Genomic DNA, 25252 nt, shown 5'->3' on the forward strand with positions numbered 1-25252 from the left:
CAAGGTAACATCATGACCGAAAAAATCTTTTCGCTTCCCGTGGAAAACCAGATCTCCCCTTACCTGAGCCAACGACAGATTGGCGAATTGCCCGTTATTGTGGTTAATCATCCGAAAGTGCGTGCTGCGGTTACGCTGCAGGGCGCACAGCTGATTGCCTGGCAGCCAAACGGTGAGAAGCCGGTTATCTGGCTTAGTGACAAAACGGCGTTTACCCCAGGCAAGGCGATTCGCGGCGGCGTACCGATTTGCTGGCCGTGGTTTGGCCCGGCAGGCCAACCGGCACACGGCTTTGCCCGTAATCAACCCTGGACGCTCTCTGCTCACGATGAAAATAACGACAATGTTCTGCTGACGCTGGTGCTGGAAAGTAATGAGCAGACCAAAGCGCTCTGGCCGCATGATTTCACATTAATTGCGCGCTTTCGCCTGGGTGAACATTGTGAAATTGAGCTGGAAGCGCATGGTGAATACCAGGCAACCTGCGCCCTGCACAGCTATTTCAACGTGGCGGATATTGCGGAGGTGGAAGTCAGCGGTCTGGGCACGCACTTTATCGATAAGGTGAAAGGCGGCGAACAGGCAACCTCTGAGGATGGCAAACAGCGCTATGCCGGTCAGGTCGATCGTATTTATACCCGGCCAGAAGATTGCAGCCTGATCCACGATAAATCCGGGCAGCGGGTGATTGAGGTTTACCACCATCATCATAGCGATGTGGTTACCTGGAATCCGGGCGTGGAGTTATCCTGCAGCATGGCCGATATGGCGAACGATGGCTTTCAGACCATGGTTTGCGTAGAAACAGCACGTATCAATACGCCAATGAAGAGTGCGCCCGAGCAGCCGGCACGCCTGGCCACGACCTTCCGCCTGCGTAAAAAGCGCTAATTTATCTTGCTGTCTGAAAAGTATGCCAGCTGTTGCAGGTCGGGCAAATGCCCGGCCTGCATGACGTTATTTTCAGACCACATCCAGCGGCTGCTTGCTTTGCGGCGGCGGAAACAGCAGATCGATTTGCTTCACATGCGTTTCATCTAACGTCACGTTTAACGCGGCGGCGTTTTCCTGCACGTGGCTGATACTGCTGGCTTTGGGAATCGCCATGATGTTCGGGTGGCGGATCACCCACGCCAGCAGCAGTTGCGCTACGCTAATCCCCAACCGATCGGCCATGTCGTTTAGTTCGGGCGAGGTCATCAGGCCATGGCGCAAACGCCCAGCCTGAGCCAGCGGGCAATAGGCCATAACGGGCAGCTGGCGCTCAACACAGGCGGGCAGGAGATCGAACTCAATGCCGCGTGAGGCAAGATGATACAGCACCTGGTTAGCGGCACAGGCACTGCCGCCTGGCTCTTGCCAAAGCGACTGCATGTCCTCGTAGTCAAAATTAGACACGCCCCAGCGGCGGATTTTTCCCTGCAGCTGAAGTTTCTCCATTGCGCGGATCGTCTCCTCCAGCGGGATATTGCCGCGCCAGTGCAACAGATAGAGATCAAGATAGTCCGTCTTCAGGCGCTTCAGGCTGCGTTCACAGGCTTCCCTTGCATCATCAACGCCGGCATTCCACGGGTAAAACTTTGAAACCAGCCAGGCACGATCGCGCCTTCCCTGCAGTGCCTCACCAACAACCTGCTCCGCCCCGCCGTCTGCATACATTTCAGCGGTATCGATTACCGTTAAACCGCACTCCAGGCCAGCCTGTAAGGCGGCAATTTCCTGCTGACGTAGCTCAGCTTTTTCACCCATATACCAGGTACCCTGACCAATGGCTGGCAACGTCAAATCTGCAGCAAACGCTATATTTTTGCCCATCCTCCCTCCTTTGCACAGCGGGCATGCACCAAACAGGCGCAACGGAGCGCCCGCTGCCCTGTTTTAGCCTGCTTAATCAGAAGCTATAGCTAATTCCAGCCCAGGTGGTGAGTTGAGAATCTGTGTCGACCATCGGGCTATCTTTAATCTCATCAGCCAGACGCGTATAGCGTGCATAGACGCTGGTATTCCAGCGCTCGGTCAGGCGATAGTTAGCGCTTAGCTCAAGATAAGGACTCCAGCTGTCATCCGGCTGATAGCGACGAATGCCGGTGTGCGCTGACTCGTGGCTGGACACGCCATAATAATAACGATTCTGATTGGCGCTGGTCCAGGTTGCGCCGATGCCAGGCGCCACGCTGAAGTCACCGAACTCAAAGCGATAAAGGTAGGTCAGATCCCAGACAATACCGTCGCTTTTGCCCAGTACATCGCCAAGCAGATTGGTCCGCACAATCCCCCACTCAGCAATATGACGGTATTCCAGGCCGCCCATCAGCGTCATGTGACGTTCATCAAGCCCTTTCATCGCGCCCAGATCGTTATCATCCGGATCGTAGCGCTGCGCCGAGCCTGCCAGGGTAACAGAAAGCTGATCCTGTTGATCTTTCCACAGATAATAACCACCCTGCAGCGTGCGCAGCCAGAAGCTGTCGCTTTCATAGTTGATCACCGGAAGCGGTAAATAGCGATCCTGTCCCCCTTTATAGGGACTCTGCACATACGCCACTGACGCACCCAGCGTGAGCGGAGACGTCTGTTCCGCCTGGGTGACACCACAAAGAGGCAGCAGCAAAGCAAGCGCGCTAATTTTGAATCGGTTCACAATATGTTTCTTCCATAAATAGAACAATTAGAGAGGCAGTTTAACGTCATTACGTGACAGGCTTAAATCTTAATACATTTTGTCATATTCGAAGGAAAGAAGGGTTCAGTTTGCTGAGCCTTTTTCCGCTTATTTACAAAGCCGTCACAGGCCGCGCCCCGCAAGGGCAATGCTTATTACCGGTCACACTTTCCTGGTGCAATTCAATAGCATTAAAGAAAATTCCTGAAATGCCATCTACAGTTAAAAGTAACCTATGTGATTCGTTCGAGCAGAGTAACCATCAAATCTGTGTACCCCGATAAAAATACGTCAGGTTGGCATAAGGGTTGCTGTACTCCCAAGAGAATATCTTCCGGAAGCTGATACACCTTTTATAACGCTTCCATTACCTGTGCTAAAAACGAAAGGACGGGCATCGCTATGAATATATTCGATCACTATCGTCAGCGTTATGAAGCTGCCAAGGACGAAGAGTTCACACTGCAGGAATTTCTTGCTACCTGTAAGCAGGATCGCAGTGCATACGCCAACGCGGCAGAAAGACTCTTGATGGCTATTGGTGAGCCAGTCATGGTCGATACTGCCCAGGAGCCTCGCCTTTCCCGACTGTTCTCAAATCGTGTGATTGCACGTTATCCGGCTTTTGAAGAGTTCTATGGGATGGAAGAAGCGATTGAACAAATCGTCTCTTACCTGAAACATGCGGCTCAGGGCCTGGAAGAGAAAAAACAGATCCTCTATCTGTTGGGCCCGGTTGGTGGGGGTAAATCCTCACTCGCCGAACGCTTAAAATCGCTGATGCAGCGCGTACCTATTTATGTTTTGAGCGCCGACGGCGAACGCAGTCCGGTCAATGACCATCCGCTCTGCCTGTTTAATCCACAGGAAGATGCCAATATTCTTGAAAAAGAGTATGGCGTGCCGCGTCGTTATCTGGGCACCATTATGTCGCCGTGGGCGGCAAAACGGCTGCATGAGTTCGGCGGTGACATCACCCGTTTTAAAGTGGTTAAAGTCTGGCCGTCGATTCTGGAGCAGCTGGCTATCGCAAAAACCGAGCCGGGCGATGAGAACAACCAGGATATTTCCGCGCTGGTCGGTAAGGTGGATATCCGTAAGCTGGAAAACCATGCGCAAAACGACCCTGATGCCTACGGCTATTCAGGGGCGTTGTGCCGCGCCAACCAGGGCATCATGGAGTTTGTAGAGATGTTTAAAGCGCCGATTAAGGTGCTGCATCCGCTGCTGACCGCAACGCAGGAAGGTAACTACAACGGTACGGAAGGGATTTCCGCCCTGCCGTTTAACGGGATTATTCTGGCGCACTCCAACGAATCTGAGTGGGTGCAGTTCCGTAACAACAAAAACAATGAGGCGTTTCTTGACCGTGTTTACATCGTTAAGGTGCCTTATTGCCTGCGCGTCTCGGAAGAGATCAAGATTTATGAAAAACTGCTTAATCACAGTGAGTTGACCCATTCACCTTGCGCGCCCGGTACGCTAGAAACACTGGCCCGCTTCTCGATCCTTTCCCGCCTGAAGGAGCCGGAAAATTCCAGCATCTATTCAAAAATGCGGGTTTATGACGGGGAGAGCCTGAAGGATACCGATCCGAAAGCCAAATCGTACCAGGAGTATCGCGATTATGCTGGTGTGGATGAAGGCATGAACGGGCTCTCCACACGTTTCGCATTTAAAATTCTGTCGCGGGTATTTAACTTCGATCATACGGAAGTGGCGGCAAACCCGGTCCATCTGTTCTACGTTCTGGAGCAGCAGATTGAACGCGAGCAGTTCCCACAGGAACTTGCCGAGAAATATCTGGAGTTTCTGAAAGGTTATCTGATCCCTAAATATGCCGAATTCATTGGCAAAGAGATCCAGACCGCCTATCTGGAATCCTATTCAGAATATGGTCAGAATATTTTTGATCGCTACGTGACCTATGCGGATTTCTGGATTCAGGATCAGGAGTATCGCGATCCCGATACTGGTCAGCTTTTTGATCGCGAGGCGTTGAATGCTGAGCTGGAGAAAATTGAAAAACCAGCTGGCATCAGCAATCCCAAAGATTTCCGTAATGAAATCGTCAATTTTGTCCTGCGCGCCCGCGCACAGAACAGCGGACGTAATCCAAACTGGACCAGCTATGAGAAGCTTCGCACGGTTATTGAGAAAAAAATGTTCTCTAATACCGAGGAGCTGCTGCCGGTTATCTCCTTTAACGCAAAAACGTCAACCGATGAGCAGAAAAAGCATGATGATTTTGTCGACCGTATGATGGAAAAAGGCTACACCCGCAAGCAGGTTCGTCTGCTGTGCGAATGGTACCTGCGCGTACGCAAATCATCGTAAGTGAGGCGTACCAGCCTATAAACGTAACGGAAGCGACAGTAAAGAGGTCGGACATTATGTCCGACCTTGCTTGCAACGTGGTTTGGGGGAGCTATGGCCTATTTTATCGATCGGCGGCTGAACGGCAAAAATAAAAGCGCGGTAAATCGCCAGCGTTTTTTACGCCGCTACAAGTCGCAAATTAAACAGTCGATCTCCGAGGCCATCAATAAACGTTCGGTTACCGACGTTGAGAGTGGTGAATCTGTTTCTATACCGGTAGATGACATTCATGAACCTGTTTTCCATCAGGGACGCGGCGGCACCCGCCATCGCGTTCATCCCGGCAACGATCATTTTGTACAGAATGACCGTGTAGAACGTCCTCAGGGCGGCGGCGGCGGCGGCGGAAGCGGCCAGGGCAACGCCAGCCAGGATGGTGAAGGTCAGGATGAGTTTGTTTTCCAAATTTCCAAGGATGAATATCTCGATCTGCTGTTTGAAGATCTGGCTCTGCCCAACCTGCGTAAAACGCAGCAGCGGCAGATGAATGAATATAAGACGCATCGCGCCGGCTTTACCTCTAACGGCGTGCCCGCCAATATCAGCGTGGTACGCTCGCTGCAGAATTCACTGGCGCGGCGTACCGCGATGACGGCAGGTAAACGCCGTATGCTGCATGAGCTGGAGGATGCGCTGCAGACTGTGGAAAAAACCGAGCCGGTGCAGCTTCTGGAAGAAGAGCGGCTGCGTAAAGAGATTGCTGAACTGCGGGCACGCATCGAGCGCGTTCCCTTTATCGATACTTTTGACCTGCGTTACAAAAACTTTGAAAAACGACCGGAGCCGTCCAGTCAGGCAGTAATGTTTTGTTTGATGGACGTATCAGGCTCAATGGATCAGGCAACAAAAGATATGGCAAAACGCTTCTATATTTTGCTCTATCTGTTCCTGAGCCGTACCTATAAAAACGTGGAAGTGGTTTATATTCGCCATCATACTCAGGCTAAGGAAGTGGATGAACAGGAGTTTTTCTACTCGCAGGAAACCGGCGGCACTATTGTTTCCAGCGCCTTAAAGCTGATGGATGAGGTGGTGAAAGATCGCTACGATCCCACGCAATGGAATATCTACGCCGCGCAGGCTTCCGATGGCGATAACTGGGCTGACGATTCACCGCTGTGCCATGAGATACTGGCAAAGAACATTTTGCCGGTGGTGCGTTATTACAGTTATATCGAGATTACCCGCCGTGCTCATCAAACGCTGTGGCGTGAATATGAGCATCTTCAGGCCGCGTTTGATAACTTTGCGATTCAGCATATTCGTGAACCAGAGGATATCTATCCGGTATTCCGCGAGCTGTTTCATAAACAGGCCAGCGAGATGAGCTAGTCTGTATAAGCTGGTGCCTTGAAAGCAGCCGCTGAAGGCTGCTTTTTTATCGCCATCATGCGCTCGTTGTCCAGCCCGTCAGAATTTTAACTGCAGACTAAGAACCAAAATTCCCGGCAGCAGAACGCCCGATCTGAAATTAACATGAGGGTTCATTTCATACTTAACGCCATGATAAATATAAGGAGCGAAGCCAACGCCAGTCATCTTCTTTATATCCTGGTACATACCCTTATCGCCACAGTTTGAAAACGACTTAAACCAAAACTCACCGGCATAGAGGTAAATGCCCTCAATGGTCAGGTTGTTGTAGGTTCCCCAATCCTTCTCAAAACCCAGTAGCGCGCATCGATTCCCTTCACTGTTAATCATGGTACCCGCATACAGACTGTAATCTGAGTTCTCGTTAACCCGCCTTTCCACAGCAATCAAATTATTTTTGAAGTACTGGTTATAATCTTTGGTCGGAGAATAAAGATGGTATGCAAATGAAGCGGTATGAAGGGAATAGAGATCCAGCTCATCCGCCAGACAGAGGTTGGAAAAAGCTGCCACTCCAGTAAAAGCTATGCAAGCGACGCCTGTAAGTTTACCAGCCAAAGTGCTTCCTTTATGAGTTTGAATAGCAGAAGGCTTTCTGCGAACTAATATCATTTTCTGATTAAGACTACACACTCAATCTATAAAGTTAACGGATTTGTGTTGATAAAGTTCCCGTCCCTCTTCTCAAGGGAAAGTACCTTTAGTCAGCAATAAAAAATAAAGCAGAAAACCCGTAAAAACTAACAGAATGATTCAATATTTAAATTATTATTATTAAAACTGTGATCTACTTTTGATATAAATTTATTTCAGTAAAACACCCGTTGCGCATCGACGCTGATTAAATCTCAGCTTTAAGCGAAAAGGTAGTAACAGGCGATAGTAAAACAGCGCGAAGCCGCGCGAAGGATGAAAAACTCCGAACCGGTATAGCGCAGGCGATGTTACCCATGAGGCGAGCCAGGCGGATTTGAGAAACAAAAAAGCCGGTCCATGACCGGCTTTTAACTTGCATCGCATCCATTCATCGACGTTCTCCTTCCCGGCTTGTTATCAGGCCGCAGCGCCTTTCGGCTGCGATGCAATATGCCCTGCCCACAGGCTGGCAACCCACTTCACGCCCTTAGCCGTGAAGCGCGCCTGCGAAAACGCATGCTGGTTTTCGCCTACTCCGGAACGCAGAGTAAAGCGCCCTGCGTTGATATGCTGCTGATGCGGCGTAAGCGTGCCGTTCATGCGGTACATAATATGACGCTCCAGCAGGAACTGGCGAAAGTCAGGCTCTTTAACCTTCAGCATTTTGCACAGCTGACGGAAACCAAGCGACTCCTCTTCAACCGTGACATAACGATCGAAGAATTCAGCCTTGGGGGCGAAAAGCGCCAGCTGCTGCTCTGCTTTCTGACGCTGTTCAAACTGTTCGGCCCAGGCGCGCGCCGCTTCCGCTGGATTAGTAAAATCGGGCAGATGCGCCATTTTTTCCCGCTCCTGCCAGCGATCAAGCGCTTCAGCAGTAAAGGCTGGCGATAAACGCGCCACGGCCAGCACCGAGTCACGCTTGTTAAGACGATATTCCTGGCGTGTCGTGCCGTCAGCTTCGTAATCCCATGCGATTAACGGCTGTGACAGACGCTGGGCCGTTTCCAGACTTTTAATCAGACGTTTCACTTCACCATGGGTATTACCGGTCATCTCGGCGATTTCACGGCTACTCATTGTGACGGATTGATGAAGAGCGTTCAGGCTCTCAGTAGAAATCATCATAGCTTCACCATTGACTTGCAAGTAGCATCAGCCCGTTAGGGAGTACAAATAGTATACGTATTACTGGTTTAATATCCAGTATTTTTTTTAAGCAATTTTACTTTGTGCCATGCTGCGAAAAGTACCCATTTTTTATCCTGCGTGCTGTGACAAGCTATTGATAAAGCATTATCTTTTGAAAACGGTTATAGTGTAACCACGTTTAAAATCGCTTTTGCCATCTGTTTTACGAGGAGAAAATGCCTTGGATGCCAGCACAATTTACAGTCTTTTCATTATTGGTTCCGTGCTGGTAGCATCAAGCATCCTACTCAGCGCCTTCTCTTCCCGTTTAGGGATCCCTATCCTGGTGATCTTTCTGGCGCTGGGTATGCTGACCGGCGAGGACGGTATCGGGGGTTTCGCGTTTGATAATTATCCGCTCGCGTATATGGTTTCTAACCTGGCGCTGGCGGTGATCCTGTTGGATGGCGGCATGCGCACCCGCGCCACTTCGCTGCGCGTCGCATTAGGCCCGGCGCTGTCGCTGGCTACGGTAGGTGTGATGATCACCGCCGGCCTTACCGGGCTCGCTGCCGCCTGGCTGTTCCGGCTGGATATGATGCAGGGCTTTTTGATTGGCGCGATTATCGGCTCTACGGATGCCGCAGCGGTGTTCTCGCTGTTGGGGGATAAGGGGTTGAACGAGCGCGTCAGCTCTACGCTGGAAATTGAATCCGGCAGCAACGATCCCATGGCAGTGTTCCTTACCATTACCCTGATTGAGATGATTCAGCAGGGAGAAAGCGGTTTAAGCTGGATGTTTGTGGTTCAATTAATCCAGCAGTTTGGTTTAGGCATTGTGTTGGGGCTGGGCGGCGGCTGGGCGATACAACAGTTGATTAACCGTATCTCTTTAGCCAATGGGCTTTATCCGCTGCTGGCCGTCAGCGGTGGGATTTTGGTTTTCGCCCTGACTACGGTGCTGGAAGGCAGCGGCATTCTGGCGGTCTATCTCTGTGGCTTCCTGCTAGGGAATCGTCCCATCCGCAACCGGCACGGCATTTTACAAACCTTTGACGGGATGGCCTGGCTGAGCCAAATCGGCATGTTTTTGGTGCTGGGTCTGCTGGTGACGCCTTCCGATCTCTGGCATATCGCCGTACCGGCGATGATCCTTTCGCTCTGGCTGATTCTGTTTGCCCGCCCGGTTTCTGTTTTTATTGGCCTGCTGCCCTTCCGCAGTTTTACCCTGCGCGAACGCGTTTTTATCAGCTGGGTCGGTTTACGCGGCGCGGTACCCATTATTCTGGCGGTGTTCCCGATGATGGCTGGGCTGGAAAATGCCTCGCTATTCTTCAATATCGCTTTTTTCGTGGTGCTGGTATCGCTGATGCTACAGGGCACTTCACTGGGCTTTGCCGCGCGTAAAGCGAAAGTTATCGTGCCGCCTACCGCTTCGCCGATTAGTCGCGTTGGGCTTGATATCCATCCGGAAAACCCCTGGGAGCAGTTTGTTTATCAGTTAAGCGCTGATAAATGGTGCGTCGGCGCAGCGCTGCGCGATCTGCAAATGCCGCGTGAAACGCGTATCGCCGCCCTGTTCCGTCATAATGTGCTGATGCATCCCACCGGCAATACCCGCCTGCGGGAAGGCGATGTGCTCTGTGTGATTGGTCGTGAGCGCGACCTACCCGCACTCGGCAGGCTGTTCAGTCAGTCTCCTCCGGTAGCGCTTGACCAGCGCTTTTTCGGCGACTTTATTCTGGATGCGGATGCAAGACTGCGCGACGTGGCGCAAATCTATGGTCTGGATCTGAATGAAGAGACCAACGATCAGCAATCGCTGGGGCAGCTGATTCTGGGCATGCTCGGCGGCGCACCGGTGGTGGGCGATCAGGTGGAATGGAATCATCTGATCTGGACCGTGGCGGAAAAAGAGGATAACCAGGTGATCAAAATCGGCGTGCGGGTGCCGGAAGAGAAGGAATAATCCTGACCTGACGGCCTCGAATTTCCCGCCAGAGCGACTAAGCTTATAGTTCACGTCTTTCCTGGAGGGAAATAACCCATGGGTCATGTAGTCAAAATTGGTCGCTACGAGATTATTGATGCAGATATGGATGCTGAACTGGCTGATACCATCAGTATCCCCTGTCAAACCAATCCCGGTCTCAGCTACCAGCTTGACGGCTGGGATGAAGAAACCAGCGTTCCCGCGTGGATTGACGGACAGCCGGTGGATCTGGAGATCGGTCACTATGATAAACAGCAGGATCGCTGGGTTTTAAAAAAACCTGCCTGATAAGTTAGAGGAGCAGCAGCCCGGCTGCTCCTGATTTCGTTACTTTTCCCTTTTCTTTTTCGTCACATCTCTCTACGCTGTGCAGCTCAAAAATATCGGATAATAACTTCCCTGATGCAAAAATTTACCTTGTTGTTGCTTAGCCTGGTGCTGTTAGCGCCCCTTGGCATCGATCTCTATTTGCCTACGCTACCGGATATCGCTCTGGGTTTGTCAACACCGGTCTCAACGGTGCAAACCACTATCCCCATTTTTCTGCTGGTTATGGGGCTGGGGCAAATTATCGCCGGACCGCTGGTAGATAACTTTGGCCGTAAGCCTGTCGCCATGATAGGTCTGCTGCTCTATATCTGCGGCAGCGCGCTCGCGGCCTGCGCAGTAAACTGGCCTATGTTTCTGCTGGCGCGTCTGATTCAGGGCTGCGCCGTTTGTTGTACCGCCGTGGTTGCTTTTAGCGGCGTACGCGATCGGTTGTCGGGTGATGAAGCGGCACGCGCCTATGGCTTTCTTAACGGCGCGCTTAATATCGTGCCGGCGCTGGCCCCCATGCTGGGCGGTTTTCTGGCCGAAGCCTTTGGCTGGCGAGCGCCTTTCTGGTTCCTGGTCTGCTATGCGCTGGCAATCGGCGTGCTGATTGCGTTTCTGTTACCAGAAACGCGCCCTGCCGATACGCGTAAAGTGAAAGGTCTGCCGCTGCGTCAATATGGCGCTATTTTGCGCCAGCCGCGCTTTCTCGCTTTTGCCTTTGCCAACGCAGGCGCGCTGGGGATGGTGTTAACTTACGTTTCGCTGGCACCGCATGTGCTGATGACGGTAGGCGGCCTTAGCGCGCTTGAGTTCTCTATCGCCTTCGGCGCAAACGGCTTCTGGATTATGCTGGTGAGCATACTGGTCAATAAAATGATCCGCAAAGTTGGACGTCCGGTTTGTCTGGCGCTGGGAACGCTGGCGATGCTGCTGGGCGCGCTGATGTTGTTTGCAGGTGAGCAGCTGTTTCCAGCCGCGATGCAAACCCACTGGGCGCTCTATATGCTACCTGTCGCCATCTCTGTAGCGGGCCTGGCCTTTACCGTAGGTCCGGCCACCAGCTATGCGCTGGAGCCTTATCAGCAGCAGGCAGGTGTCGCTTCCGCGCTGGCAGGATTTATCCAGATGGCGGGCGGTTCTTCGGCTGGACTGCTGATGATGGCGTTACCGCTGACGGAGAAAGATGCGCTGGCGCTGATGATGCTGGTAGGCGCAGCGCTCACGTTTCTGGCATGGCGCTGCAGTAAAAAAATGCGCGGCTCGCTGACCGCGCTGTAAACTATAAGACTTCAACCGGTACCCGCGGTGCGACGGCGCACATTAGCTCATAGCCAACGGTACCGGCACTGCTTGCCACCTCGTCGATTTTCACCTGTTCGCCCCACAACTCTACTTTGGAGCCAATTCCAGCCTGCGGACAAGGCGTTAAGTCCACAGTGAGCATATCCATCGATATCGCGCCGATGGTGGTGGTGCGCACGCCGTCAATGACTACCGGCGTACCGTTTGGCGCATGACGAGGATAGCCATCCGCGTAGCCGCAGGCCACAACCCCAATGCGCTGCTCCGCAACTGCATGATAGCGATAGCCGTAACCTACGCCAGCGCCGGGGCGCAGATGCTGGATGCCGATAATTTCGCTTTTTAGTGACATTGCGGGCTTGAGGCCTGTTCCGGCAATATCCTGCCATTGACCGCTTGGTGAAGCGCCATAAAGAATAATCCCGGGCCGCACCCAGTCAAAATGTGCTTCCGGATGCCAGAGCGTCGCCGCTGAGTTTGCCAGCGAACGCGGGCAGTTCAGCCCCTCCGCCGCCAGCTCAACCTGCTTCATGGGTTCAAGGATACCCTCTTCTTTTTCCGCCTCGGCGAAATGGGTCATCAGGGTCATCTCTCCGACATTCTCCAGCGCCCGCAGTTTTTGCCATACCTTATGCACCTGTTCAGGCATAAAGCCCAGCCGGTTCATGCCGCTATTCACTTTGACATAAATGTCGATCGGCGCGCTAAGCTGCGCTTTCGCCAGCGCCTGGATCTGCCAGTTGCTGTGAACGCTGGTCGTCAAACGATAGCGGTCCAGCAATTCAAGCTCATCGCTATGGAAAAAGCCCTCCAGCAGCAGAATCGGTTTTTTCCAGCCCTGTTCGCGCAGCAGAATCGCCTCTTGCAGATTTAACAGCGCAAAGCCATCCGTATCGCTCAGGTGCTGCCAGATGCGGCTGATGCCATGACCATAGCCGTTCGCTTTGACCACAGACCAGACACGGGATCCCGGCGCAGCGCGGCGCACGATCTCCAGATTTTGTCGCAGCGCAGCGCTATGAATGGTTGCGACAATCGGACGTGACATAACCTCTCCTTGTAACTCGTTAACGTGCAACGTTTGCTTTATGCAGTTGCGGGGGCGTTACCGGTGAATAACCAGGCAGATAACGCATTACAGAAAGATCATCTGCAGCAATCGCCGGTTTTTTTCCGGAAATAATATCAGAAAGCAGCTGTCCTGAACCGCATGCCATAGTCCATCCGAGCGTGCCGTGTCCGGTATTAAGGTAAAGATTTTTCAACGGCGTAGGCCCAACAATCGGCGTGCCGTCCGGCGTCATTGGACGCAGACCGGTCCAGAAGCTGGCCTGTTCAATGTTGCCGCCGTTGGGATAAAGGTCACGTACCACCATTTCCAGCGTCTCACGCCGTGCGGGCAGCAGCTGCGTATTAAAGCCGACAATTTCCGCCATTCCGCCAACGCGAATGCGCTGGTCAAAACGGGTAATAGCCACTTTATAGGTTTCGTCCAGAACGGTGGAAACTGGCGCTCCGGCCTCATCGCGAATTGGAATGGTTAATGAATAGCCTTTTAAAGGATAAACCGGAATAGAAACGATATCCGCCAGCAGCGCGGTGGACCAGGATCCGAAGGCAACAACATAGCTGTCTGCGGTAATAATCTCTGCGCCGCATTTCACGCCGACAATGCGATTATCCTCACGCAGCAGGCCATCCACTGGCGTATTAAAGCGAAAGGTTACGCCCGCCTCTGCCGCCATCTGCGCCAGCCGCTGGGTAAAAAGCTGGCAGTCGCCGGTTTCATCATTGGGCAAGCGCAGCCCGCCGGTCAGTTTATGATGGGTGGAGGCAAGTGCCGGTTCCACACGCGCCAGCTGGTGCGCCTCCAGCAGTTCATAAGGCACGCCGGCCTCTTTCAGAACGGCAATATCTTTACTGGCGCTTTCATACTGTTGTGCGGTACGAAATAGCTGCAGCGTACCGCCCTGACGGCCTTCATAGTTGATCCCGGTATGTTCCCGCAGTGCTTTCATACAGTCACGGCTGTATTCCGCAATGCGCACCATCCGGCTTTTATTCTCCTGATAGTGGCGCATATCGCAGTTACGCAGCATCTGCCACATCCATTGCAGCTGGAAGCGGCTGCCATCAAGACGGATCGCCAGAGGAGCATGCCGCTGGAACATCCATTTTATCGCTTTTAACGGTACGCCCGGCGCAGCCCAGGGGGCCGCATAGCCAGGAGAAATCTGCCCGGCATTGGCGGCGCTGGTCTCCTGCGCCGGACCCGGCTGACGATCGATAACCGTAACGTCATGACCCGCCTGCGCCAGATACCAGGCACTGGCGACGCCGACAACTCCACTTCCCAGAATGACAACTCGCATAATTCCCCCAGCACCCCCGATAGAACAATCCACTAATTCTTAGCCAACCCTATGGATGATAATTTTGCCGCATTCCCATCAACATAGCGGTGACATATTTCACATCTTTTTTACCTTAGCGCTGAGTAAAAACAAGATGCTGACTAAATTTCAGTGGAAAATATTATTTTTAAAGTTATCGCAGCAGCAAGTGAGGATTAAGCCGGTAAATTAGCCTGACGCCAGCAGATTTAGCATGGGTCATACAAAAACAGAATAAACAGGATTTTATACTGATGAACAGGCGTTTATTCGCATTATTCGTTATTTAAAATTTCGTTTTTAATTGCCGCTTTATTTTGTATTGCAGTTTCAGGTTGCATTCCGGTTTCAGATGGAAAACAGTGAACTATCATTAGAGTGTTCGCTCAGTTCTTTGGGCCTTCTTATTCAGGATGAGCCTTAAACAACAGGAATCCTTGCGGCAACGCTTTGCCCAATGGGATTCACCAACGAGGGGTGCGCTATGGCGACATTATTTGACGATCCGGTTAAGGACAGCAAACGACTCAGTGACGGACCCGACTGGACCTTTGAGCTACTTGATACCTACCTGGCGGAAATCGATCGCGTCGCGAAACAGTACCGCCTGGATACCTATCCGCATCAAATTGAAGTCATTACCTCTGAACAGATGATGGATGCCTACTCCAGCGTCGGCATGCCCATCAACTATGCGCACTGGTCTTTTGGTAAAAAGTTTATTGAAACCGAGCAGCGCTATAAACATGGTCAGCAGGGACTGGCTTATGAAATTGTGATCAATTCTAACCCCTGCATCGCCTACCTGATGGAAGAGAACACCATCACCATGCAGGCGCTGGTTATCGCTCACGCCTGCTATGGTCATAACTCATTCTTTAAAAATAACTACCTGTTCCGCAGCTGGACCGATGCCGGCTCAATCATTGATTACCTGCTGTTTGCGAAAAATTACATCGCCGAGTGCGAAGAGCGGTATGGCGTAGAGGAAGTAGAACGTCTGCTCGACTCCTGCCATGCGCTGATGAATTACGGTGTCGATCGCTATAAGCGTCCGCAAAAAATCTCATTACAGGAAGAGAAAGCGCGGCAGAAAAGCCGCGAAGAGTACCTGCAAAGCCAGGTCAATACGCTGTGGCGTACCCTGCCGCGTCGCGAAAAAGAAGAAGTGCATGCTGAGAAAGTGCGTTTCCCTTCTGAACCGCAGGAAAACCTGCTCTATTTTATGGAAAAAAATGCACCGCTGCTGGAGCCCTGGCAGCGTGAAATTCTACGCATTGTACGTAAGGTAAGTCAGTATTTTTATCCGCAAAAACAGACGCAGGTCATGAACGAAGGCTGGGCGACCTTCTGGCACTATACCATCCTGAATCATCTGTACGATGAGGGTAAGGTAACAGAGCGCTTTATGCTGGAGTTCCTCCACAGCCATACTAATGTGGTATTCCAGCCCGCCTATAACAGCCCCTGGTATAACGGAATTAACCCTTATGCGCTGGGCTTTGCTATGTTCCAGGATATTAAACGCATCTGTCAGTCGCCTACTGAAGAGGATCGCTACTGGTTCCCGGATATGGCCGGTTCGGACTGGCTGGAAACGCTGCATTTCGCCATGCGGGAATTTAAAGATGAAAGCTTTATCAGTCAGTTCCTCTCGCCGAAAGTGATGCGTGATTTCCGTCTGTTCACCGTACTGGATGACGATCGGAACAATTATCTGGAAATTGCCGCAATTCATGATGAAGCGGGCTATCGCGCGATCCGTCAGCAGCTTTCCGCGCAGTATAACCTGAGCAACCTGGAACCTAATATTCAGGTTTATAACGTTGATTTACGCGGCGATCGCTCTCTGACGCTGCGCTATGTGCCACATCAGCGCTCTCCGCTGGATAAGAGCCGGCGCGAAGTGTTAAAGCATGTGCATCGTCTGTGGGGATTTGAGGTTCATCTGGAACAGCAGAATGAAGATGGCAGCGTTGAAATACTGGATCGCTGCCCGCCGCGTCCTAACACTTTATAAAACCATCAGGGCCGGAGGCGAATCCGGCCCTGTTATTACTCAAACGGGTCAATCATACTCAGCGGCGATGAAGCTCATCATCCGGCATCGATTTTTGCATGCTGTGCCAGATTTCCCCACTCCGACGACCATATTCACGTACTGCGGTAACGATGTTTTCCGGCTCGGTGCCGTCGCAAAAAGAGAGCAGCTGCTGATAAAAACGCTGCGCTAAGGTACGCGCTTCGGGATTGGAAAAGTAGTGACGCCCCACGCGGGTATAAAGCCCTTTCAGCCCGTTAAGAATCAAGCCGTAGATCGGGTTGCCGGAGGCAAAAGCCAGCCCGCGAAAAATGCGATAATCCAGCTCGGTATAGGCATCCGCCTGATCCTCGACGCCTTCAGCCGCTTTCAGCACCTCACGCGCCTGTTCGGGAAAGTGACGGATAGCGCGACGGATAAAGATGGAGGAGACGTTAGTGCGCACGGAGAGCACGTTATCCATCAGTTGCGGTACGCTGTCGTGATCGAGACGCGCCAGCGTTTCAAGAATATTCAGACCGGAAGTTTCCCAGAAATCATTGACCCGCGTCGGCTTGCCGTGCTGAATGGTCAGCCAGCCATCGCGTGCCAGACGCTGAAGCACTTCTCGCAGCGTGGTACGCGTTACGCCAATCAGCTCAGAAAGCTCGCGTTCGGCAGGGAGGATAGATCCAGGGGGAAAGCGACTGTTCCAGATACTTTCAATGATGTACTCTTCCGCGAACCCGGCCGGGCTCTGCGCCTTTATAACCATAGCATTTCTCGTTGCTTTTTCATTAGGCAATATGCCACTCATCATACCAGAGGGCCCAGGCATCACCTAGCCTCGCTTCGTTTAAAACCTGAATCCAGCGCAAAAAATGATGAATTGAGTGGCTTTAATCGAATGCGCATTGCCTCGCTCGCTGGCGACGTTTACCCTTTGAATCTGAAAATTTTCTTAATCCTGTATGAGGATAACGTTACATATGGATATTTCCACCGGACGCGCCTTTACGCGTAATTTTCTTGGGCAATCTCCCAACTGGTATAAGCTGACGCTGCTGGGATTTTTGGTTGTGAATCCCCTGCTGTTTTTCTTCGTTAGCCCGTTTCTTGCCGGCTGGTTGCTGGTGGCTGAGTTTATTTTTACCCTCGCGATGGCGTTAAAATGCTATCCCCTGCTGCCCGGCGGCCTGCTGGCGCTGGAAGCGATTATCATCGGCATGGCCAGCGCGGAACAGGTAAAAGAGGAGCTGGCGAATAACCTTGAGGTGCTGCTGCTGCTGATCTTTATGGTGGCCGGCATCCATTTTATGCGGCAGCTTTTGCTGTTTGTGTTTACCCGCCTGCTGCTGACCATCCGCTCGAAGATGGTACTCGGCCTGGCATTTTGCCTGGCCGCCGCGTTCCTTTCCGCGTTTCTTGATGCGCTAACGGTTGTCGCCGTGGTGCTGAGCGTAGCCGCCGGCTTTTATGATATCTATCACCGCGTATTATCGGAAGGTGATGAACATGCCGAGTCTGAGGATATCAATCACAATGCGCGTCGCGAAACGCTGGAGAAGTTCCGCTCGTTTCTGCGCAGCCTGATGATGCAGGCTGGCGTCGGTACCGCCTTAGGCGGCGTCATGACCATGGTAGGTGAGCCACAGAACCTGATTATTGCAAAAGCCGCCGACTGGGACTTTATTGAATTCTTTTTGCGCATGGCGCCGGTGACGGTACCAGTACTGATTTGTGGTCTGATCACCTGCATGCTGCTGGAGCGCTTCCGCCTGTTTGGCTATGGCGAACCGCTACCGGAAAAAGTGCGCGAGATCCTGATGAATTACGATCTTCAGTCCCGGAAAAAGCGTACCCGTCAGGATCGCCTTAATTTGTGGATCCAGGGTGCCATCGCCGTTTGGTTGATCGTTGCGCTAGCGCTGCACCTGGCAGAAGTGGGCCTGATTGGTTTGTCGGTGATCATTCTCGCCACCTCGCTGTGTGGGGTGACCGATGAGCACGTTATTGGTCGGGCGTTTTCAGAAGCGCTGCCCTTTACCGCGCTGCTGACGGTATTTTTCGCCATCGTGGCAGTTATTGTGCAACAGGATCTCTTTAGCCCGCTGATCCATTTTGTTTTGCAGGCAGAAGCCAATATGCAACTGACCTGGTTTTATGTCTTTAATGGGGTGCTGTCCTCTATATCAGATAATGTATTTGTCGGCACGGTGTACATTAACGAAGCGAAAAACGCCCTTACCCGTGGCGAGATTAGCCTGCAGCAGTTTGAACTGCTGGCGGTCGCAACCAATACCGGCACCAATCTGCCCTCTGTCGCCACGCCTAACGGTCAGGCTGCGTTTCTGTTTATGCTGACCTCCGCACTGGCGCCGCTGATTCGCCTCTCTTACGGACGCATGGTATGGATGGCGCTGCCCTATACCTTTGTGCTGTCGCTGGTGGGGCTGTTCTGCATTATGTATGCGCTGGAGCCGATGACATTGTGGATGATGGCGCATGGCTGGCTGCCGCCACATGCGCTATAGCGCCCGGTAAAAATCGGGAACAAAATGATCTTACGTCATTTTTAATTCTGTTTTTTCGCTGCCCTGGCTGGCAGCGATGTGTATTTGCTTTACACTGCCGGTTCAACGCTAATGACAGGGAATGATTTATGTTGCGATACCTGAACCAATGCTCAAAAGGACGTGGCGCCTGGCTGCTGCTGGCGCTGACTGCTTTTGCGCTGGAAATGGTCGCGCTGTGGTTTCAACACGTTATGATGCTGAAACCCTGCGTAATGTGTATTTATGAGCGCTGCGCGCTGTTTGGCGTGATGGGTGCCGGGCTGGTTGGCGCGATCGCGCCAAAAACGCCGCTGCGCTATGCGGCGCTGCTGATCTGGCTCTACAGCGCCTGGGAGGGATTGCGTCTCTCCTATCAGCATACGATGCTGCAACTGCATCCCAATCCATTTACAACCTGTGATTTCGCCGCCCGTTTTCCCGGCTGGCTACCGCTGGATAAATGGCTGCCGTCAGTGTTTGTTGCCACGGGCGACTGCTCAGAACGCGTCTGGTCTTTTCTTACGCTGAGTATGCCGCAGTGGCTAATGATTATTTTCGCTGCTTATCTGCTGGTAGCGCTGCTGGTATTGATCGCGCAGCCGTTCAAACCCCGGCGTCGCGATCTCTTTTCCCGTTAAGCATTAACCGGCTGGATCAGCCTTTCCATTCCGGCCGGTTAATAATGTGATCTTCCCAGTCCCTGACTTCGCTCTCACGCACCGCGATATGACGCACCGAAATCCGTGCGGCATGCATTGCGGCACTTGAGCCACTGCGTAAAGGGTGCCAGACCGGCAGCGTTTTCCCTTCCGCCAGCAGACGGTAGGCGCAGCTGGCTGGCAACCAGGAGAAGGTAGGCAGATTATCACGCGTCAGCTTGATACAGTCTTCTTCATATTCGAAGCGACGCTCATAGTTACGGCACTGACAGGTTTTGATATTAAGCTGGTTGCAGGCCACGTTGGTGAAATAGATTTCATCCGTATCGGCGTCCTGCAATTTATTAAGGCAGCACTGGCCACAACCATCGCACAAGGATTCCCATTCCTCATCAGTCATTTGTTCCAGGCTCTTTTCCTGCCAGAAAGGGGTCTCAGTCATTGTGATGTCCGGTTAAGCAAAAGCGCACCTTATAAACAGTTCAGCGGTCAGATGCAAGCATCACAGCACGCGCGTGCTCACGCCATGGCCTGCCAGCGAGACTTCCAGCTGGTCCCCTGCATGCAGTGGACCCACGCCTTCCGGGGTGCCGGTCAAAATCACATCGCCCGCGCGCAGGGTAAAATATTTGCACATATAGGCAATCAGCGGCAGGATGGGCGTGATCATATCGGCGGTGCTGCCCTGCTGGCGCACTTCACCATTAACCACCAGCTTAAGTTCGCACTGCTGCGGATCGCCGGTGAATTGATTAACAGGAATAAAGCCGGAAAGCGGACAGGAATTATCGAATCCCTTGGCCTTTTCCCACGGCTGCCCGGTTTTTTTCAGGCCAGCCTGAATATCGCGCAGCGTCAAATCAAGGGCGACGCCGTAGCCCGCGATAGCCTGACCGACATGCGCTTCGCTGGCCTGTTTCAGGGTGGAGCCGATCAGAATCGCCATTTCCACCTCATGATGCACCGCGCCCATGTCGCGTGGAATCGAGAGCGGCTGTCGCAGATCGCACAGCGCCGTCTCAGGCTTGATAAAAATCACCGGCTCCTGCGGCGTCGCGCTGCCCATCTCTTTAATGTGCTTAGCGTAATTGCTGCCGACACAAACCACTTTGCTGACTGGAAAATCTAACAGCGCGCCCTGCCAGTTACGATGTTGATACATGCTTTTCCCCTTGCTGAGAGTGACAGCGCCAGGCCGGCGCCGCTAGCCTACTGTGCTTGTGCTACCGCATCCGCCATTTTGCCGATGCTGATAGCGAAATAATATGAGCGATTCCAGCGCATTATGGTGCGGAAGTTGTCATACACCAGGAAGGCGCGTCCGCCCACGTCGTCCGGCAGTATAATCCAGCCGCGCTGCCCGGTATCCGGCAAGTTATCGCTGCTGCTCAGCCGCACGCCCAGTTTTTCCCATTCACCCACCGTTTTGGCCTGTGGTGTCTTCAGACCCGCCAGTTGGGGGGCAAAATCCACCGGCAGGATCACTTCGCGTCCCCAGCTTTCGCCAGAATTCCAGCCCTCTTTAGCCAGATAGTTAGCCGTGGAGGCAAACACATCGCGCTGGTTACGCCAGATATCAATTTTTCCATCGCCGTCGCCGTCCGCACCATAGTTCAGATAAGAGCTGGGCATAAACTGATTCTGCCCCATCGCACCCGCCCAGGAGCCTTTCATTTCCGGCGCGCTGATATGACCCTGCTGGATCATCTTCAGCGCAGCGATCAACTCCTTAGTGAAGAAGGCTTCGCGCCGCCCTTCAAAAGCCAGCGTGGCGAGCGCAGAGATAATATCTTCGCGGCCCTGAAGCCGCCCATAGTTACTCTCCATTCCCCACAGCGCCACAATATATTGCGGCGCTACGCCATATTGCTGGCTTACGCTTGTCAGCTCGTTCTGATATTGCTGATAAAGGCTGCGGCCCTGCTCAATCTTTTTAGGGGTAATGACCCGCGCCAGATAATCATCCAGCGTGATTTTCTGCTCGGGTTGATTACGGTCAGATTTAATCACCCGGTCAACAAAATGCACGTTAGCGAAAGCGCTATTTATGGTTTGCTCACTGATGCCCTGCTGACGCGCCTGCGCTTTCAGCTGCTCAACGTAAGCGGGGAACTCCGCAGGATCGCGCCCCTGCTGGGCCAGAGTGATTTTACCCGTCGGCGGCGTCAGAAAGCCGCCGCTTTTGGCGGCAGGTGTCGGCGCGACAGCCCCCGTGGTTTCAGGCGCTGAAGAGACGCTATTTTTACTGGCGCATCCCGCTAACATTATTGTCAGTAACGTTGCGCTCAGGGCATTTAGCTTCATATCAGTTCCTTATTAATCAATTGAAAATCGCCGGAAATAAATTGGGGAATTATTCGCCAATTTATTATTTACAGATGAATCTGAATTAAACCGGATCTTTTTTTCCTAAATGTATTTTCAGCAGATCTTCTACCGGTGGCGGCAGCTGCAAATAATAACCCTGCTCGCGCAGTGCCAGCTTTACTTTTTCAATATCCGCATTCGCCAGTTTCTTAGTGCGTTCAAGGGGTAACACCATTGCCAGCTGCGGTTTGCCAAAACCCCGCAGCAACTCCTCGGGCACGCGGGAAAAGTCGTCTTTTTTTTCAACGTAGAGATAAGTCTGATCGCGTTGGGGACTTCTGTAGATCACACAAAACATATTTTTTACTCGAATTAAGCGGGGTGGTGACTTGCCTGAATATAACAGTAACTATAACATGCTTGCAGTAGTTAGGAATAATGTCCCGCCTTGATTACGCGCTGGCTAAATCAGGCATAATTTAGTCGGGTTTAGACATAACAGGACTGAGCCAGGACAGATGTCGCAAACGCCAATCGAGTTTAAAGGCAGTAGTTTTACTCTGTCTGTTGTTCATTTACACCACACGCATCCCGATGTGGTTCGTCAGGCGCTTCAGGACAAAATTGACCAGGCACCTGCCTTTCTCAAAAATGCGCCCGTGGTTTTGAATGTAGCCTCTCTGGACGGTGACGTTAACTGGAAACAGATGCAGCAGGCTATCGCTTCGACGGGGTTACGCATTGTAGGCGTCAGCGGCTGTAAAGATGAGTCGCTTAAGCGCATGATCGCACGCGCCGGCCTGCCCATCCTGTCCGAAGGCAAAGAACAGAAAAAAAATCCTGAACCGGTAGAATCGGTTGCGGTAGCGGCGCCGGAAAGCACTCTGGTTAAAACGCGCGTGGTCACCACGCCGGTTCGCTCCGGGCAACAAATTTATGCGCGTAATACCGATCTGATCGTGACGAATAGCGTAAGCGCCGGTGCTGAACTGGTTGCCGACGGCAATATTCATATTTATGGCATGATGCGCGGACGCGCGTTGGCGGGCGCCGGTGGCGATCGTGAATGCCAGATATTTTGTACCAGTTTATCTGCGGAGCTGGTTTCCATAGCGGGCGAGTACTGGATTATGGATCAAATCCCGGCGGAATATTTTGCAAAAGCAGCGCGCCTTAGCCTAAAAGATGGCGCGCTGACAATACAGACATTGAATTAGGCCCCTTTTTATTTATAAGGAATTCTTATATATGGCACGCATTATTGTAGTTACATCCGGCAAAGGGGGCGTTGGCAAGACCACGTCAAGCGCGGCCATTGCTACCGGTCTGGCACAGAAAGGGAAGAAAACCGTGGTGATCGATTTTGATATCGGTCTGCGTAATCTCGATCTGATTATGGGCTGTGAAAGGCGCGTGGTTTATGATTTCGTCAATGTTATCCAGGGCGATGCCACGCTGAATCAGGCACTGATTAAAGACAAACGTACAGAAAACCTCTATATCCTGCCTGCTTCCCAAACGCGAGATAAAGATGCACTGACGCGCGAAGGCGTTGAAAAAGTGCTGAACGAACTGGATAAGATGGAGTTTGACTTTGTGCTGTGTGATTCGCCGGCAGGTATTGAGACCGGCGCGCTGATGGCGCTCTATTTTGCCGATGAAGCTATTATCACCACCAACCCGGAAGTCTCTTCGGTGCGTGACTCCGATCGTATTCTGGGCATTATCGCCTCCAAATCACGCCGCGCTGAAAACGGCCAGGAGCCGGTAAAAGAGCACCTGCTGCTGACGCGTTATAATCCAGGCCGTGTTAGCCGCGGCGATATGTTGAGTATGGAAGATGTGCTGGAGATTCTGCGTATTCCGCTGGTTGGCGTAATCCCGGAAGATCAGTCGGTACTGCGCGCTTCCAACCAGGGCGAACCCGTGATTCTGGATACTGAATCCGATGCGGGCAAAGCCTATGCCGATACCGTTGAGCGGTTACTCGGTGAAGAACGCCCCTTCCGCTTCATTGAAGAAGAGAAGAAGGGATTCCTGAAACGCCTGTTCGGGGGATAAACCATGGCCTTACTTGACTTCTTTTTATCCCGTAAAAAGAACACTGCTAACATAGCCAAGGAAAGGCTGCAGATTATCGTAGCTGAACGCAGGAGGGGCGATAGTGAGCCCCATTATCTTCCCCAGCTGAAGCGCGACATTCTGGAAGTGATTTGCAAGTATGTGAAGATTGATCCGGAGATGGTAACTGTACAGCTGGATCAGCGCGGTGATGATATTTCGATACTGGAATTGAACGTGACGCTGCCAGAAATGGAAGAAACCGCGAAATGATTCGTCTTCATTCCTGACCTTCCCCTGCCTTACGCAGGGGAACGTTTATGCAGGCTACTGCGGATAGTCCGCCAGTACCTGTTTGATTTCCTGTTCCATCAATTCGCCGCGCCATCCGCTTACCAGCTCGGGCAGCGTTTCTCGCGGTTTGATTTGCCAGTGCCAGCTCAGCAGCTGGTTGATTTGACGGCGTGACGCCAGCAGTTCGGTACTCAGCCCGCTGCGCTCGCTGACTTCCTGCACCACTGCTTTCAGCGCTTTAAACGCTTTTTTATAGTGCGGATGATCGTTAATATTGAGCAGCATCTCCGGCAGGCTCTCTTCCGGCAGCGCGTTGGCCTCATTAACCATATCCAGCAACGTTTTGCCGTGGAAACGGATTTCGTGACCGCTCAGTCCTAAGTGATCCAGCTCGCCGAGCGAACCCGGCAGATAGCGCGCTACCTTCCAGAGATTTTCCTCGCGTACGACAAAATTAACCGCCATATCCTTTTCGCGCGCCAGTTTCAGACGCCAGGCCGCCAGGTGCTGTAATGCCGCCAGCTGACGCGGACGCAGCAGCGAAGCGTTACTGATTTCCCGATACGCCTCTTCCGGCTGCAGCGTTTCAGTACGGCGCTGGCAAAGCAGCAGACATTCGCTGCGCGCCGCATCCAGCTGCCCTGCCGCTGCGGTTTCATCCATCAGCGTGTGGGCAATCGGCAACAGCCAGAACACATCGGCGGCCGCATATTCACACTGACGGGCAGAAAGCGGACGCGCCAGCCAGTCAGTGCGTGATTCACTTTTATCCAGCACTTCACCGGTAAAGTTTTCGACCATCGCGGCAAAGCCCATTGATAGCGGACGCCCGCTAAAAGCAGCGAGGATTTGCGTGTCAATCAGCGGCGTTGGCATGACCCCAAAGCTGTGCTGAAACACTTCAAGATCTTCACTACCGGCATGCAGGAATTTCGTGATGCTGGCGTCGCTTAGCAGATCGATCAGCGGCTGCCACTGGGTAATGGTCAGAGGATCAACCAGCGTGATCTGTTCGCCATCATAAATTTGCAGCAGGCCAGGTTGCGGATAATAGGTGCGGGTGCGGACAAACTCGGTATCGAGCGCAATAGCACGGTGTTGACGCGCAGCGTCACAGCAGGCCTGGAGCGCCTCATTGGTGGTGATATAGGTGTAATTCAAATGCTTGCTC

The 25252-nt window shown here is 52.5% G+C and carries 24 protein-coding genes; 12 read left to right on the plus strand and 12 right to left on the minus strand.

Annotation, left to right across the window (positions count from 1 at the left end; all coding sequences use genetic code 11):
• The first annotated feature begins 12 nt into the window (after positions 1 to 12).
• Positions 13 to 891 carry a D-hexose-6-phosphate mutarotase gene (locus ACQE3Y_RS12235; RefSeq protein ID WP_426972402.1) on the plus strand — a complete coding sequence of 293 codons (879 nt, stop codon included), beginning with the start codon at positions 13 to 15 and terminating at the stop codon, positions 889 to 891.
• Between the two features lie 72 nt (positions 892 to 963).
• On the opposite strand, the gene ACQE3Y_RS12240 is transcribed toward ACQE3Y_RS12235, so the two are convergent.
• Both ACQE3Y_RS12240 and ACQE3Y_RS12245 read right to left on the minus strand, forming a co-directional pair.
• Positions 964 to 1815, minus strand: coding sequence for an aldo/keto reductase (locus ACQE3Y_RS12240; RefSeq protein ID WP_426972401.1), 852 nt, complete (start codon positions 1813 to 1815; stop codon positions 964 to 966).
• Between the two features lie 76 nt (positions 1816 to 1891).
• The gene (locus ACQE3Y_RS12245; protein ID WP_426981770.1) at positions 1892 to 2641 is read right to left on the minus strand and encodes a MipA/OmpV family protein; all 750 of its coding nucleotides are present in this window, start codon (positions 2639 to 2641) and stop codon (positions 1892 to 1894) included.
• A 423-nt stretch (positions 2642 to 3064) separates the two neighbouring features.
• On the opposite strand from ACQE3Y_RS12245, the gene yeaG reads away from it, so the two are divergent.
• Both yeaG and ACQE3Y_RS12255 read left to right on the plus strand, forming a co-directional pair.
• Complete coding sequence (gene yeaG / locus ACQE3Y_RS12250; protein WP_085071542.1) at positions 3065 to 4999, plus strand: protein kinase YeaG; 1935 nt, start codon at positions 3065 to 3067, stop codon at positions 4997 to 4999.
• A gap of 93 nt (positions 5000 to 5092) precedes the next feature.
• Positions 5093 to 6373, plus strand: a complete 1281-nt coding sequence (locus ACQE3Y_RS12255; protein WP_085071541.1) for a YeaH/YhbH family protein — start codon at positions 5093 to 5095, stop codon at positions 6371 to 6373.
• 78 nt (positions 6374 to 6451) lie between these two features.
• Here the strand turns inward: ACQE3Y_RS12255 and ACQE3Y_RS12260 are convergent, their stop codons facing one another.
• Both ACQE3Y_RS12260 and ACQE3Y_RS12265 read right to left on the minus strand, forming a co-directional pair.
• Positions 6452 to 6973 (minus strand): hypothetical protein, encoded by a 522-nt coding sequence (locus ACQE3Y_RS12260; protein ID WP_426981771.1) that lies wholly within the window; start codon positions 6971 to 6973, stop codon positions 6452 to 6454.
• A 495-nt stretch (positions 6974 to 7468) separates the two neighbouring features.
• The gene (locus ACQE3Y_RS12265; protein WP_250650089.1) at positions 7469 to 8179 is read right to left on the minus strand and encodes a phage antirepressor KilAC domain-containing protein; all 711 of its coding nucleotides are present in this window, start codon (positions 8177 to 8179) and stop codon (positions 7469 to 7471) included.
• A gap of 244 nt (positions 8180 to 8423) precedes the next feature.
• On the opposite strand from ACQE3Y_RS12265, the gene ACQE3Y_RS12270 reads away from it, so the two are divergent.
• From ACQE3Y_RS12270 to ACQE3Y_RS12280, 3 genes are all read left to right on the plus strand, one after another.
• A complete protein-coding gene (locus ACQE3Y_RS12270) occupies positions 8424 to 10151 on the plus strand; it encodes a potassium/proton antiporter (RefSeq protein ID WP_426972395.1) in 1728 nt (575 codons plus the stop codon).
• A gap of 78 nt (positions 10152 to 10229) precedes the next feature.
• A complete protein-coding gene (locus ACQE3Y_RS12275; protein ID WP_085071537.1) occupies positions 10230 to 10463 on the plus strand; it encodes a DUF1480 family protein in 234 nt (77 codons plus the stop codon).
• A 114-nt stretch (positions 10464 to 10577) separates the two neighbouring features.
• Positions 10578 to 11768: a multidrug effflux MFS transporter gene (locus ACQE3Y_RS12280; RefSeq protein WP_426972394.1), complete on the plus strand. Its 1191-nt coding sequence runs from the start codon at positions 10578 to 10580 to the stop codon at positions 11766 to 11768.
• A 1-nt stretch (position 11769) separates the two neighbouring features.
• On the opposite strand, the gene dadX is transcribed toward ACQE3Y_RS12280, so the two are convergent.
• The gene (gene dadX / locus ACQE3Y_RS12285) at positions 11770 to 12840 is read right to left on the minus strand and encodes a catabolic alanine racemase DadX (protein WP_426972393.1); all 1071 of its coding nucleotides are present in this window, start codon (positions 12838 to 12840) and stop codon (positions 11770 to 11772) included.
• A gap of 19 nt (positions 12841 to 12859) precedes the next feature.
• On the minus strand, positions 12860 to 14164 hold the full coding sequence (locus tag ACQE3Y_RS12290) for a D-amino acid dehydrogenase (RefSeq protein ID WP_426972392.1): 1305 nt from the start codon (positions 14162 to 14164) through the stop codon (positions 12860 to 12862).
• A gap of 505 nt (positions 14165 to 14669) precedes the next feature.
• Between ACQE3Y_RS12290 and ACQE3Y_RS12295 the strand changes: the two genes are divergently transcribed.
• Positions 14670 to 16205, plus strand: a complete 1536-nt coding sequence (locus ACQE3Y_RS12295; protein WP_426972390.1) for a SpoVR family protein — start codon at positions 14670 to 14672, stop codon at positions 16203 to 16205.
• Positions 16206 to 16263: 58 nt separating this feature from the next.
• Here the strand turns inward: ACQE3Y_RS12295 and fadR are convergent, their stop codons facing one another.
• A complete protein-coding gene (fadR, locus tag ACQE3Y_RS12300) occupies positions 16264 to 16980 on the minus strand; it encodes a fatty acid metabolism transcriptional regulator FadR (RefSeq protein ID WP_085071531.1) in 717 nt (238 codons plus the stop codon).
• Positions 16981 to 17194: 214 nt separating this feature from the next.
• Between fadR and nhaB the strand changes: the two genes are divergently transcribed.
• Positions 17195 to 18739: a sodium/proton antiporter NhaB gene (nhaB, locus tag ACQE3Y_RS12305; RefSeq protein WP_426981772.1), complete on the plus strand. Its 1545-nt coding sequence runs from the start codon at positions 17195 to 17197 to the stop codon at positions 18737 to 18739.
• A 128-nt stretch (positions 18740 to 18867) separates the two neighbouring features.
• Positions 18868 to 19398: a disulfide bond formation protein DsbB gene (gene dsbB, locus ACQE3Y_RS12310; RefSeq protein WP_085071529.1), complete on the plus strand. Its 531-nt coding sequence runs from the start codon at positions 18868 to 18870 to the stop codon at positions 19396 to 19398.
• Positions 19399 to 19414: 16 nt separating this feature from the next.
• On the opposite strand, the gene ACQE3Y_RS12315 is transcribed toward dsbB, so the two are convergent.
• The 4 genes from ACQE3Y_RS12315 to ACQE3Y_RS12330 all read right to left on the minus strand — a co-directional run bounded on the left by ACQE3Y_RS12315 (position 19415) and on the right by ACQE3Y_RS12330 (position 22084).
• Positions 19415 to 19861 (minus strand): YcgN family cysteine cluster protein, encoded by a 447-nt coding sequence (locus tag ACQE3Y_RS12315; RefSeq protein WP_085071528.1) that lies wholly within the window; start codon positions 19859 to 19861, stop codon positions 19415 to 19417.
• Positions 19862 to 19921: 60 nt separating this feature from the next.
• Positions 19922 to 20581, minus strand: a complete 660-nt coding sequence (locus ACQE3Y_RS12320; RefSeq protein WP_426981773.1) for a fumarylacetoacetate hydrolase family protein — start codon at positions 20579 to 20581, stop codon at positions 19922 to 19924.
• A 47-nt stretch (positions 20582 to 20628) separates the two neighbouring features.
• Positions 20629 to 21723, minus strand: coding sequence for a lytic murein transglycosylase (locus ACQE3Y_RS12325; RefSeq protein ID WP_426981774.1), 1095 nt, complete (start codon positions 21721 to 21723; stop codon positions 20629 to 20631).
• An 85-nt stretch (positions 21724 to 21808) separates the two neighbouring features.
• Positions 21809 to 22084: a YcgL domain-containing protein gene (locus ACQE3Y_RS12330; RefSeq protein ID WP_426981775.1), complete on the minus strand. Its 276-nt coding sequence runs from the start codon at positions 22082 to 22084 to the stop codon at positions 21809 to 21811.
• A gap of 160 nt (positions 22085 to 22244) precedes the next feature.
• On the opposite strand from ACQE3Y_RS12330, the gene minC reads away from it, so the two are divergent.
• The 3 genes from minC to minE are packed head-to-tail and all read left to right on the plus strand — an operon-like array spanning position 22245 to position 24060.
• Complete coding sequence (gene minC, locus ACQE3Y_RS12335; protein ID WP_250650098.1) at positions 22245 to 22943, plus strand: septum site-determining protein MinC; 699 nt, start codon at positions 22245 to 22247, stop codon at positions 22941 to 22943.
• A 31-nt stretch (positions 22944 to 22974) separates the two neighbouring features.
• Entirely contained in the window at positions 22975 to 23787 is an 813-nt protein-coding gene (gene minD / locus ACQE3Y_RS12340; protein ID WP_085071523.1) for a septum site-determining protein MinD, read from the plus strand.
• A 3-nt stretch (positions 23788 to 23790) separates the two neighbouring features.
• On the plus strand, positions 23791 to 24060 hold the full coding sequence (minE, locus tag ACQE3Y_RS12345; protein WP_085071522.1) for a cell division topological specificity factor MinE: 270 nt from the start codon (positions 23791 to 23793) through the stop codon (positions 24058 to 24060).
• Positions 24061 to 24114: 54 nt separating this feature from the next.
• Here the strand turns inward: minE and rnd are convergent, their stop codons facing one another.
• Positions 24115 to 25242, minus strand: coding sequence for a ribonuclease D (gene rnd / locus ACQE3Y_RS12350; RefSeq protein ID WP_426972385.1), 1128 nt, complete (start codon positions 25240 to 25242; stop codon positions 24115 to 24117).
• Positions 25243 to 25252 lie beyond the last annotated feature (10 nt).

It is taken from the genome of Pantoea sp. FN0305 (assembly GCF_050113845.1).
Taxonomy (GTDB): Bacteria; Pseudomonadota; Gammaproteobacteria; order Enterobacterales; family Enterobacteriaceae; genus Mixta; species Mixta alhagi.